At 68.1% G+C, this 10774-nt stretch carries 12 protein-coding genes; 6 read left to right on the top strand and 6 right to left on the bottom strand.

The genetic code is table 11. The features are described 5' to 3' along the window. Positions 1-1354: CTP synthase (locus A4F85_RS01090; RefSeq protein ID WP_063325376.1), on the bottom strand; the 1354-nt coding region annotated here is incomplete at its 3' end. Between the two features lie 102 nt (positions 1355-1456). On the opposite strand from A4F85_RS01090, the gene coaBC reads away from it, so the two are divergent. The 4 genes from coaBC to A4F85_RS01070 all read left to right on the top strand — a co-directional run bounded on the left by coaBC (position 1457) and on the right by A4F85_RS01070 (position 4639). Further along, positions 1457-2680, top strand: coding sequence for a bifunctional phosphopantothenoylcysteine decarboxylase/phosphopantothenate--cysteine ligase CoaBC (gene coaBC, locus A4F85_RS01085; RefSeq protein WP_063325375.1), 1224 nt, complete (start codon positions 1457-1459; stop codon positions 2678-2680). 17 nt (positions 2681-2697) lie between these two features. Further along, positions 2698-3231, top strand: coding sequence for a hypothetical protein (locus tag A4F85_RS01080; protein WP_063325374.1), 534 nt, complete (start codon positions 2698-2700; stop codon positions 3229-3231). Positions 3232-3301: 70 nt separating this feature from the next. Further along, complete coding sequence (gene dut / locus A4F85_RS01075) at positions 3302-3751, top strand: dUTP diphosphatase (protein WP_034396440.1); 450 nt, start codon at positions 3302-3304, stop codon at positions 3749-3751. A gap of 63 nt (positions 3752-3814) precedes the next feature. Continuing rightward, complete coding sequence (locus A4F85_RS01070) at positions 3815-4639, top strand: hypothetical protein (RefSeq protein WP_063325373.1); 825 nt, start codon at positions 3815-3817, stop codon at positions 4637-4639. A gap of 46 nt (positions 4640-4685) precedes the next feature. On the opposite strand, the gene A4F85_RS01065 is transcribed toward A4F85_RS01070, so the two are convergent. From A4F85_RS01065 to A4F85_RS01055, 3 genes are read right to left on the bottom strand one after another with little or no spacing between them, the layout of a single operon-like run. After that, entirely contained in the window at positions 4686-6134 is a 1449-nt protein-coding gene (locus A4F85_RS01065) for an ATP-binding protein (protein ID WP_063325372.1), read from the bottom strand. Beyond that, positions 6131-6802: a response regulator transcription factor gene (locus A4F85_RS01060; RefSeq protein ID WP_012206898.1), complete on the bottom strand. Its 672-nt coding sequence runs from the start codon at positions 6800-6802 to the stop codon at positions 6131-6133. The genes A4F85_RS01065 and A4F85_RS01060 overlap by 4 nt, the downstream gene beginning before the upstream one ends. A 6-nt stretch (positions 6803-6808) precedes the next feature. Next, positions 6809-7114, bottom strand: a complete 306-nt coding sequence (locus tag A4F85_RS01055; RefSeq protein WP_012206897.1) for a PepSY domain-containing protein — start codon at positions 7112-7114, stop codon at positions 6809-6811. A gap of 244 nt (positions 7115-7358) precedes the next feature. Between A4F85_RS01055 and A4F85_RS01050 the strand changes: the two genes are divergently transcribed. Both A4F85_RS01050 and A4F85_RS01045 read left to right on the top strand, forming a co-directional pair. Further along, positions 7359-7739, top strand: a complete 381-nt coding sequence (locus A4F85_RS01050; RefSeq protein ID WP_013801111.1) for a PepSY domain-containing protein — start codon at positions 7359-7361, stop codon at positions 7737-7739. A gap of 145 nt (positions 7740-7884) precedes the next feature. Further along, positions 7885-8457 carry a glycine zipper 2TM domain-containing protein gene (locus A4F85_RS01045; protein ID WP_063325371.1) on the top strand — a complete coding sequence of 191 codons (573 nt, stop codon included), beginning with the start codon at positions 7885-7887 and terminating at the stop codon, positions 8455-8457. Between the two features lie 67 nt (positions 8458-8524). Here A4F85_RS01045 and A4F85_RS01040 read toward each other — a convergent pair whose 3' ends face one another. After that, a complete protein-coding gene (locus A4F85_RS01040; RefSeq protein ID WP_012206894.1) occupies positions 8525-9046 on the bottom strand; it encodes an FKBP-type peptidyl-prolyl cis-trans isomerase in 522 nt (173 codons plus the stop codon). 152 nt (positions 9047-9198) lie between these two features. Beyond that, positions 9199-10650, bottom strand: coding sequence for an aldehyde dehydrogenase (locus A4F85_RS01035; RefSeq protein ID WP_017404385.1), 1452 nt, complete (start codon positions 10648-10650; stop codon positions 9199-9201). Positions 10651-10774: the final 124 nt, after the last annotated feature.

Genomic DNA, 10774 nt, shown 5'->3' with positions numbered 1-10774 from the left:
CGGAGGACTGGGCACCCAGGCGCATGGTGCCGCCCAGGTCGGAGTTCTCGTCGCGGGTCTTGACCGTGCCGTCGGCATCCTTCCACTCGGTGATCAGGGCGATCACGGGGTTGGCGGACTTGGGGTCGAACTCGGTGGAGTTGGCGCCTTCGAGGCCGGCCACGTGGCGGGCGTATTCGATGGTGGCCACCTGCATGCCCAGGCAGATGCCCAGGTAGGGCACCTTGTTCTCGCGGGCGTAGCGAGCCGTGGAGATCTTGCCTTCCACGCCGCGCGAGCCGAAGCCGCCGGGCACGAGGATGGCGTCGTACTGCGAGAGCTTGTCACGCGCATTGGCGTCGCTGATGGTCTCGGAATCGACGTGGGTGATCTTCACTGCCACATGGCTTTGCATGCCGGCGTGCTTGAGCGCCTCGTTGACGGACTTGTAGGCGTCCGACAGCTCGACGTACTTGCCGACCATGGCGATCTTGACCTCGCCCTGCGGGTGCTCGGTCTCGTGGACCAGGTCGTCCCAGCGCTTGAGGTTGGTGGGCGGCGTGTTCAGGCGCAGCTTGTCGCAGATCAGGCCGTCCAGGCCCTGCTCGTGCAGCATGCGGGGCACCTTGTAGATGGTGTCCACGTCCCACATGGAGATCACGCCCCACTCGGGAACGTTGGTGAACAGCGAGATCTTTTCCTTCTCCTCTTCCGGCACCTGGTGCTGCGCGCGGCACAGCAGGGCGTCGGGCTGGATGCCGATCTCGCGCAGCTTCTGCACGGTGTGCTGCGTGGGCTTGGTCTTGAGCTCGCCCGCCGTGGCAATCCAGGGCAGGTAGGTCAGGTGCACGAAGGCCGTGTTGTTGGGCCCCTGCTTGAGGGCCAGCTGGCGAACGGCTTCGAGGAAGGGCAGGGACTCGATATCGCCCACCGTGCCGCCGACTTCGCAGATGGCGACATCGACAGCGTCAGGCGTGCCCAGGCCGGCGCCGCGCTTGATGTACTCCTGGATTTCGTTGGTCACGTGCGGGATCACCTGCACGGTCTTGCCCAGGTAGTCGCCGCGGCGCTCCTTTTCCAGAACGCTCTGGTAGATGCGGCCGGTGGTGAAGTTGTTGGACTGCTTCATGCGCGTTTCGATGAAACGCTCGTAGTGGCCAAGGTCCAGATCGGTCTCGGCGCCATCATCGGTCACGAACACTTCACCGTGCTGGAAGGGCGACATGGTGCCCGGGTCCACGTTGATGTAGGGATCCAGCTTGATGAGGGTGACTTTGAGGCCGCGCGATTCGAGGATCGCAGCAAGGGAGGCTGAGGCGATTCCCTTGCCCAGGGAAGACACCACACCGCCTGTGACGAAGACAAATTTGGTCATGTCTTTTATTGGTGGTGGTAAAGCAGGATTATAGATGCGCCGCCGAATTCGCCGCGCCGCGCGGGGCTGCTCGGATGCTCCAGCTCTGCTAAATTGCGCGCCATGACTGAAGTGTTCGCAGGTAAACATCTGGTGCTCGGCCTCTCCGGAGGCGTGGCTTGTTACAAATCTGCCCAGCTGGTGCGCCTGCTGGTGCAGGCCGGGGCCACCGTACAGGTGGTGATGACCGAGGCGGCAGAGCAGTTCATCACGCCGGTGACCATGCAGGCACTGTCGGGCCGTCCGGTCTATGGTTCGCAGTGGGACGCGCGCGAGCCCAACAACATGCCCCACATCAACCTCAGTCGCGAGGCCGATGCCATGCTGATCGCGCCCTGCAGCGCCGACTTCATCGCGCGCCTGGTGCAGGGCCGTTCCGACGAGCTGCTGAGCCTGATGTGCCTGGCTCGCCCCATGGACCGCGTGCCCCTGTTGCTGGCGCCTGCCATGAACCGCGAGATGTGGGCGCACCCGGCCACGCAGCGCAACCTGGCGCAGGTGGCGGCCGACGGTGCGCTGGTGCTGGGCGTGGGAACTGGCGACCAGGCCTGTGGCGAGGTGGGCGACGGCCGCATGCTGGAGCCCGAGGAAATCATGGAGGAGCTGGCTGCCTTCTTCACGCCCAAGCTGCTGCAGGGCCGCCAGGTGCTGGTCACGGCGGGCCCGACCTTCGAGGCCATCGACCCCGTGCGCGGCATCACCAACCATTCCAGCGGAAAGATGGGCTTTGCCATTGCGCGCGCCGCGCGCGAGGCGGGCGCCCAGGTGACCCTGGTGGCCGGGCCCGTGCACCTGCGCACGCCGCGCGGCGTGCAGCGCATCGACGTGCAATCGGCGCAGCAGATGTTTGACGCCGTGCACCAGCAATTGCCGCAAGCCGGCGTGTTCATCGCCACGGCGGCCGTGGCCGACTGGCGCCCGGCCACGGCGTCAGACCAGAAGATCAAGAAGGACGGCTCGGGCCAGACCCCCACGCTGACCTTCGTCGAGAACCCCGACATCCTGGCGGCCGCCGCGCAGTCCGAGCCTGCGCGCAGCGGCCGGCTGTACTGCGTGGGCTTCGCCGCCGAAAGCCATGACCTGCTGCAGCACGCCAGCGCCAAGCGCCTGCGCAAGCAGGTGCCGCTGCTGGTGGGCAATATCGGTCCCGCAACCTTTGGGCGGGATGACAATGCCCTGCTGCTGATCGACGAGGCTGGCACCATGGAGCTGCCGCACGCCTCCAAGTCCCTGCTGGCGCGCCAGCTGGTGACCGAGATCGCCCGGCGCCTGCCGCCCGTCCGTTGACACCACCGAAGGCCCGCATGTCACAGAACACCTACGAAGGCCCCCGCCACGGCGACTATGTGCGCTATGTGGATGAGCTGCTGCGCGCCAGCCCCCTGTACCGCTCTGCGGCCCACGGCTGGATAGTGCAGGGACGCAGCGATTTCACCGATGCGGTGGCCACGCCGGGCGCGCAGTCCCAGTCCGTGGTCGAGCGCGTGCGCGAGCAGGTGCAGGCTGCGGCCGAGAAGGCGCGCATCGCCGCGCAGCAGGCTTCGGTGCCTGCCCTGCCGGGGCGCCAGCCGTCTGCAGGTGACAGGAACGGCGACAGGAATGGTGGCAGGGCCGATCGCGGCCGGCAGGCGGCGCGGGCACAGCAAGCCCAGGCCTCCTCCGCCGCCAAGGCCGTCAAGAAGACGGTCTTCAAGATAGGTCCGGGCCAGTTGCTGGGTATCGTGATCGGCCTGATCCTGGCCGTGGTGATTCCGGGCATCGGCCCCTTCATCCTGCTGCTCACCATCATCAATGCCATCGTCAAAGGCTTTCGCAGCGGGCTCAAGTCGTCCGGGTGACGGCGCGGGGCACAATGCGCGCTTTGCTTTTCAAGAGAGCCTGCCGTGAGGCGCTCCCCAGATTGTTTCCATGAACGTTGATATCAAGATCCTTGACGCGCGCCTGCGCGAGAACATGCCCGCCTACGCCACGCCGGGAAGCGCGGGCCTGGACCTGCGCGCCTGCATCGATGCGCCGCTGACGCTGGAGCCCGGCCAATGGCAACTGGTGCCCACGGGCATGGCCATGTACCTCAAGGACCCCGGCTACGCGGCCATGATCCTGCCGCGCTCGGGCATGGGTCACAAGCACGGCATCGTGCTGGGCAACCTGGTCGGCCTGATCGACAGCGACTACCAGGGCCAGCTCATGGTCAGCGCCTGGAACCGCTCGACCACGGCCTTCACGCTGCAGCCCATGGACCGCCTGGCCCAGCTGATCATCGTGCCCGTGGTGCAGCCCAGCTTCAATGTGGTCGAGGAGTTCGAGTCGGCTTCCGAGCGCGGCGCGGGCGGCTACGGCTCTACAGGCAAGCAATAAGGCGCTCAGCCAGAAAACGCCCGCAGCCGCGCTGCCCGGGCATCGCTCCAGGGAGGAATCCGCATGGCCAGGCCATCCCGGCGCACGCGCCACCGCCCATCCGCATCATGGACGCGCGTGATGCTGACGCAGGAAGACCGCATGCGCCGCCGCCTGCAGCAGCGCCACTGGCTGCGCCTGCATGCGGCGCTGACGGGCGGGTTGAGCCTGGCAGGCATGTCGCTGTTGAGTCTGGGCCTGCTGCACGCGGGCATGCACAGCATGGCGCTGCGCTATGGCGTGGCCCTGGCCTGCGGCTATCTGCTGTACCTGCTGCTGCTGCGCCTGTGGGCCGAGTGCATGCTGCGCCGCGACTGGGAGGGGTCCGATGTTCCCGATGTGACGCCCGGCGGCAGCGGTTCTTCACCGGCCCGCACGCCGGAGGCTGGCGGATTCGACAGCGGGCAGGGCGGCTCGTATGGCGGCGGTGGCTCCAGCGGCAGCTGGGATGACGGCGGCGCCATGTCCGAGGCCGCTTCCTCGGCCTCGCAAGGCTTTGATGTGCCGGGCATCGATGGTCTGGACGAAGGCGCCGTCGTCCTGGTCCCCGTGCTGCTGGTGTTTGCGGCGCTGCTGGTCGCGGTCACGGGGGCAGGGTCGCTGCTGTGGCTGGTCTTTGGGGCCGACCTGTTCCTGGCCGTGGCGGTGGAGGTGGCCTTTGCGCTGCTGATGGCGCGCACGCTCTATGTGGTGGAGCGCGAGGGCTGGCTGCTGGCCGCGCTGCGCCTGAGCTGGAAGCCGGTGTTGGGCGCACTGGTGGCCGCCGTGGCGCTGGGCGCGCTGGCCGACTGGCTGTTTCCGCAGGCAGACACCCTGGTGCAGGTGCTGCGTGCGCTGAGAGGACACTGAAAGGCCCCTGAGAGGGCACAGAGCCGCTGCTGTGCGGCTCCTGCCGTCACGCCTGTCTTTTTGCCCCCGGCAGGCGCAGCTGCATGCGCAGGCCGCCCAGCGGCGAGCGGCTGGCCGCGATGCTGCCGCCATAGGTCTGCACCAGGTCACGCACGATATCCAGACCCAGGCCTGCGCCGGGCCTGCGTTCGTCCAGGCGCTCGCCGCGCTCGAAGATGCGGCCAAGGTCGGCGTCTTCGATGCCGGGGCCGTCATCGTCCACCGTCAGCAGCAAGGGGCCGCCGGCCTGATCGTGCTCCAGGCCCTGGACTTCCAGGCTCACGGCCTGGGCTGCCCACTTGCCGGCGTTGTCCAGCAGGTTGCCCAGGATTTCCATCAGGTCCTGGCCATCGCCCAGAAAGTCCCAAGGCTGCACATCGCCCTTCAGCGCGAAGCGGATGCCGCGGCCGGCGTGCAGCCGCTCCATGGTGCGCACCAGCGAGGCCAGCGGCGGCTGCAGCGGCGTGCGCAGGCCTGTGGCCTGGCGGGCCGCAGCGCGGGCGCGTGCCAGATGGTGGTCCACCTGGCGGCTGGCGCTGGCAACCTGCTCGCGGACCAGTTCGGCCAGCGCCCCGCCTTCCTGCGCGGCGGCATTGCCGAGGATGGACAGCGGCGTGTTCACCGCATGGGCCAGGTTGCCGGCCTGCGTGCGCGCGCGCTGCACCATGTCGGCGTTCACATCCAGCACATGGTTGAATTCCTGCACCAGGGGCCGCAGTTCCTGCGGAAACCGGCCTTCGAGGCGCGGCGTTGCCCCCTTGCGCACGTCGGACAGGCCTTTGCGCAGCAGCTGCAGCGGCCGCAGCGCCAGTCGCAGCTGCAGCACCACGGCCAGCACCAGCCCGGCCGCCAGCGTGCCCAGTGCGGCGATCAGCATGGTGGTGAAGCGCTGCATGGGCTCGGCTAGCAGGGCGCTGTCGGCCGCAACGATCAGGCGCAGCGGCGGCGCGTCGGCTTCGGGCAATTGCAGGGGGCGTGCCACGGCCACGAGCTGGTGGCCCTGGCCATCGGGCAGCATGCCGGTGTTCAGCGCCGTGTCCTCGTGGTGCTCATCCGGGCGGCCGGCATCGGCGCGGAACTGGTGCCAGTCCAGCGTCTGGTCCCACAGCGAACGAGAGCGCAGCAAGCCGGCCTTCTCGGGCGGACCCGCGCCATCGCTCACCTGGTCGATCTGCCAGTACAGGCCCGACAGCGGCTGCGCCAGGCGCGGATCGCCCACGGCCAGTCCGACTTCGATGCGCCCGCCGGGCAGGCTGTTGACGGCTGCGCTGAGCTGGTCGAGCTGCAGCACCAGCTGCGCCTGCAACTGCTGCGCGATGTGGTCGCGGAACAGTCCGCGCAGTCCCCAGCCGGCCAGCAGCACGGCCGCCAGCACCCAGGCCAGCGTGCCGGCCAGCAGGCGCAGGCGCAGCGAATCGCCAAGCCGGGATACCTGTCTTTCCTGTGGCGCGTTCATGCAGCGGGCGCGCCTTCCACCAGCCGGTAGCCCAGGCCGCGCACGGTCTCTATGCTGCCGGCCGGCAGCTTCTTGCGCAGGCGGCCGACGAAGACCTCGATGGTGTTGGAGTCGCGGTCGCTGTCCTGCGGGTAGATGTGTTCTGACAGTTCGGTGCGCGATATCACCTGCCCCACGCGCTGCATCAGCAGGGCCAGCACCTTGAATTCATGGCTGGTCAGCGTGAGCGGCTGGCCGGCGACGCTCACGCGGGCATGGCGCGAGTCCAGCACGATGGGGCCGCATTGCCACTGGGCGCTGGCGTGCGGGCTGAGCCGGCGCAGCAGGGCGCGCAGGCGGGCCATCAGCTCTTCCATGTGGAAGGGCTTGGCCAGATAGTCGTCGGCGCCGGCATCCATGCCGGCCACCTTCTCATGCCAGGCGCCGCGCGCCGTGAGGATCATCACGGGCATGACCCGGCCCTGCGCACGCCAGGCGCGCAGCACGGTGAGCCCGTCGCGCACGGGCAGGCCCAGGTCCAGCACGGCGGCGTCGAATTCCTCGACCTCGCCCAGGTACTGGGCCGTTGCGCCGTCCGCGGCCGTCTCCACCGTATGGCCTGCCTGCTGCAAGGCCTGTACCAGTTGCCCGCAGAGCGTGGGCTCGTCTTCCACCACGAGGATTCGCATCTGCGTCTAGTCCTTGCGCTTGAAGCTCAGCACCTTGCCATCGCGTGCATCGATCTTGAGCTTGGCCACGCGGCCGCCCGATTGCAGCAGCCGGATCTCGTAGATGAAGCGGCCGTCGTCATGCTCGAACTCGACCTTGATGACCTGGCCCTGGTAGTCGCGCTCGACCTGGTCGAGCACGGTGCGCAGCGGCAGCACGCGGCCTTGCTGCAGGGCCTGGCGAGCGAGTTCATGGTCGCTGTCGCCGGCATCCGAGGGCGTGGTCCAGGAGGCCAGGGCCGCCGCCATCAGCAGCAGTGCGGCCAGCAGCATCCAGGACCTGCGAGGAGTGGAGAAGGATGGAGTGGGCATGGAAAACTTTATAGCCCAGCGTGGATGAACCTCGGATGAACGGCTGCTTCAGCTTGCGTTCATGGCCTGCATCGAACAATGGCTGCACGCCGTCGCAATCCAACGGAAACGAAGGCGCAGCAGCCGGCAGATGCGGTCTTTTCAGATGCATCGCCGACCCAATCGCCGGCCCAGTCGCCGACCTTCACATGCCAAGGAGAACCTCATGCCTTCCATCCGACAACTGATTTCCCGCGCTGCACGCCATGGCCTGACGGGCCTGGGCATTGTGCTGATCGCCACTGCCGGGCTGGTCGCCCAGGTGCAGGCCCAGGCCGCCGCCACGGGCGGGCCTTCCGTGACCGTACAGGCCGGCGAGGCCGTGGCCACCACGGTGGCCTCCGTGCGCGGCGCCTTCCAGGGGCCGGGCCTGAGCATCCGCGAAATCTTCGAGCGCATGGAAGTCCTGGGCTACCGCGACCTGCGCGAGATCGAGTGGGAGGACGGCCTCTATCAGGTCAAGGGCCAGACCGGCGATGGCCGCCCTGTGAAGCTCTACGTCGATGGCAACAACGGCAACGTGCTCAGCATCCGCGCACGCAATTGAGGCCGGGTGAGCAGGCTGATTTTTGTCAGCAAGTGTTCTGTCCGGTCGGCAGGCATGCGGCCTGGGACGTTGAAGCGGTATGCAGTCGCTGGCCGGTACGGTGGCTGCCCTTGATCGATCCACGGACAGTACACAGGAGATTCTCATGCCTTCCATTCATCGCTTGAGCGCCATGGGCGCCGGCTGCATTGCCGCGCTGATGCTCAGCGCCTGCGCGGGCTACCCCCAGCAGGGCGGATACCCGGGTGGCGGCTACCCTGCCGGCGGCTATCCAGCCGGGGGCTATCCGACCAGCGGCTACCCCAGCGGTGGCTATCCCAACGGCGGCCAGCCCGGCACGCCCTACCCGGGCGGCGGTGGCTATGAGCAGCAGGGGCGTGTGACCAATGTGCAACTGGTGCAGATCCAGCAGCCCAGCGGCATAGGCGGCTCGGGCATAGGCGCCGGGGCCGTGGTGGGCGGCGTGGTCGGCGGGGTGCTGGGCCGCCAGGTGGGCAAGGGCAGTGGGCGCGACATCGCCACCATTGCGGGCGTGGTGGGCGGTGCCATGGCGGGCAATGCCATCGAGAAGAACACCGGCCCTGGCGACCTGCGCGATGTCTACCGCGTCACCGTGCAGTTGAACGACGGCAGCACGCGCGTGTTCGACTACCAGAACAATCCGCAGCTGCGCATAGGCGAGAGCGTGCGCGTGGACAACAACCAGCTGATTCGCTGAGTACCAGGCTCGCTCCATGCAAAAGGGCTCCCCGCAGGGAGCCCTTTGCCATTTCAGCGCGGCAATTTCAGTGCAGCGTGTCGTTGCCCGGTGCCATGGGCTGGATGCGGAAGAATCCGGTGCCGGCCGAGCCGCGGCCGATTTCCTCCTCGGTGGCCTCGCGCACGCCTTCGACCTTCAGGTGCAGGCGCAGCGCGATGCCGGCCAGCGGGTGGTTGCCGTCCAGCACCACATGCTCGGGATAGATTTCCGTGACGGTGTAGAGCAGGTCTGGCTGCACGGCGCTGCAGCCCTTGGGCAGGGCGCTGGCCTCAAAGCTCATGCCTTCCTCCAGCTCGGCCGGGAACAGGGCGCGCGGCTCCAGGAAGATCAGGCTTTCGTTGTAGTCGCCAAAGGCTTCCTCGGGCTCCAGGTGCAGGTCCAGGGTCTTGCCCTGGCCGTGGCCCTGCAGGGCTTCCTCGATGCGCTTGAGCAGATCGTCGCCGCCGACCAGGAACTCCACGGGCTCATCGAGCACGTCCAGTTCCTCGCCCAGGGTGTCCTTGAGGGTCCAGGTCAGAGCGACCACGCATTGTTCTGTGATTTCCATGGTGTGCAGCTTGTGCGGCCCATGCCGCGGTGGGGAAAAAGAAAGACCGCCGCGCGCGCCCGTGTTTGACGAAGGCGTGCCGGCGGCCGCGTTGGCGCGATTTTCCCACGGCTGCCCGGCTGCTGCGCAGGCCGGGCGGCGAGTCCTGCCGATCAGAACGGATAGTGGCGGGGGGTGGTCTGCATGGTGATCCAGCGCGTCTCGGTGAAGGCATCGATGCCTGCCTGGCCACCGAAGTGGCCGTAGCCCGAGTTTTTCACGCCGCCAAAGGGCATCTGTGCCTCGTCATGCACGGTGGGGCCGTTGACGTGGCAGATGCCGGCCTCGATGCGCGCGGCCACGCGCCAGCCGCGCGCGGTATCGCGGGTGTAGACGGACGAGGACAGGCCGAATTCGTTGTCATTGGCCATGGCGATGGCCTGCTCCTCTCCGCGCACGCGCACGATGGCCTTGACGGGGGCGAAGGTTTCCTCGCGGAAGATGTCCATCTCGGGCGTGACGCCGTCGATCAGCGTGGCCGCCATCAGGGTGTTGGTGGCCTTGCCGCCGCACAGCAGTTTTGCGCCCTTGGCCAGCGCGTCGTCGATCAGGCGGTTGGCGCGCTCCACGGTGGCCATGTCCACCACCGAGCCCAGCACCACGGGGCCCTTGCGCGGATCGCCCAGCGGCAGCGAGGTGGCACGGGCCACCAGCTTGTCCAGGAAATCGCCGGCCACGGACTCGTCCACGATGATGCGTTCGGTGGACATGCAGATCTGGCCCGAGTTGGCGAAGGCACCGAAGGTGCAGCCAGCCACGGCGGCGTCGATGTCGGCATCGTCCAGCACCACGAAGGGCGCCTTGCCGCCCAGCTCCAGGATGGCGGGCTTGAGGTACTTGGCGCAGGTCTGGCCGAGGATGCGGCCCACGCGCGTGGAGCCGGTGAAGTTCACGCGGCGCACGGCCGGGTGGGCCACCATGGCTTCGACCACGGCGCCCGCATCTTCGGGCGCATTGGTTACGAAGTTGACCACGCCGGGCGGCAGGCCGCCTTCCTGCAGGGCCTCGATGATCAGGCCGTGCGTGGCGGGGCACAGCTCCGAGCCCTTGAGCACCACCGTATTGCCGCAGGCCAGCGGCGTGGCAATGGCGCGCACGGCCAGGATGACGGGCGCATTCCAGGGCGCAATGCCCAGCACCACGCCGGCGGGCTGGCGCACGGCCATGGCCAGGCTGCCGGGCACGTCCGAGGGAATGATCTGGCCATTGATCTGGGTGGTCAGCGATGCGGCCTCCAGGAACATGTTGGCAGCCAGGTGCACGTTGAAGCCGGCCCAGATGCCCGATGCGCCGGTCTCGGCGGCCATGGCGGCGGCAAAGGCCTCGGTCTTGGCCTCCAGCGCCTGCGATGCCTTCATCAGCATCTGGCGGCGCTCGGTCGGACCCAGCGCGGCCCAGGCGGGGAAGGCCTTTTGCGCGGCCTCGACGGCGCGCACGGCATCTTCGGGCGTGGCGGCCGGGGCGCGCGTGGCCACCGATCCGTCCAGCGGATTGCGGCGCTCGAAGGTGGCGCCATTGCCGGCCTGTGCGGCCTGGCCTGCGATGAGCATGGTTTGTTCGATCATGACTGTCTCCTTGGTATGCGGTTGTGGCGTTGGCAATGGCGTTGGCGCTGCCGGGCGTGCCGGTCATCGTAGAAGCAGGCGATGGCGCAGGCAGCCCGCTGCGCGCACAAAGCGCATGACGGAT

Origin of the sequence: Delftia sp. GW456-R20 (genome assembly GCF_001622915.1) — a bacterium.
GTDB classification, from domain to species: Bacteria; Pseudomonadota; Gammaproteobacteria; order Burkholderiales; family Burkholderiaceae_C; genus Comamonas; species Comamonas acidovorans.
Note: the sequence above shows the minus strand (reverse complement) of the source record. Positions and strands in the feature narration are given on the sequence as shown.

What these genes read in the sequence shown, in the direction of transcription:
- coaBC (WP_063325375.1), top strand. Translation starts at nt 1,457, where the DNA reads ATGACTGAAGTGTTCGCAGGTAAACATCTGGTGCTCGGCCTCTCCGGA.
- A4F85_RS01055 (WP_012206897.1), bottom strand. Translation starts at nt 7,114, where the DNA reads ATGCTGCTGGCCGCACTGCTGCTGATGGCGGCGGCCCTGGCCTCCTGG.
- A4F85_RS01065 (WP_063325372.1), bottom strand. Translation starts at nt 6,134, where the DNA reads ATGAACGCGCCACAGGAAAGACAGGTATCCCGGCTTGGCGATTCGCTG.
- A4F85_RS01070 (WP_063325373.1), top strand. Translation starts at nt 3,815, where the DNA reads ATGGCCAGGCCATCCCGGCGCACGCGCCACCGCCCATCCGCATCATGG.
- A4F85_RS01035 (WP_017404385.1), bottom strand. Translation starts at nt 10,650, where the DNA reads ATGATCGAACAAACCATGCTCATCGCAGGCCAGGCCGCACAGGCCGGC.
- A4F85_RS01080 (WP_063325374.1), top strand. Translation starts at nt 2,698, where the DNA reads ATGTCACAGAACACCTACGAAGGCCCCCGCCACGGCGACTATGTGCGC.
- dut (WP_034396440.1), top strand. Translation starts at nt 3,302, where the DNA reads ATGAACGTTGATATCAAGATCCTTGACGCGCGCCTGCGCGAGAACATG.
- A4F85_RS01045 (WP_063325371.1), top strand. Translation starts at nt 7,885, where the DNA reads ATGCCTTCCATTCATCGCTTGAGCGCCATGGGCGCCGGCTGCATTGCC.
- A4F85_RS01050 (WP_013801111.1), top strand. Translation starts at nt 7,359, where the DNA reads ATGCCTTCCATCCGACAACTGATTTCCCGCGCTGCACGCCATGGCCTG.
- A4F85_RS01040 (WP_012206894.1), bottom strand. Translation starts at nt 9,046, where the DNA reads ATGGAAATCACAGAACAATGCGTGGTCGCTCTGACCTGGACCCTCAAG.
- A4F85_RS01060 (WP_012206898.1), bottom strand. Translation starts at nt 6,802, where the DNA reads ATGCGAATCCTCGTGGTGGAAGACGAGCCCACGCTCTGCGGGCAACTG.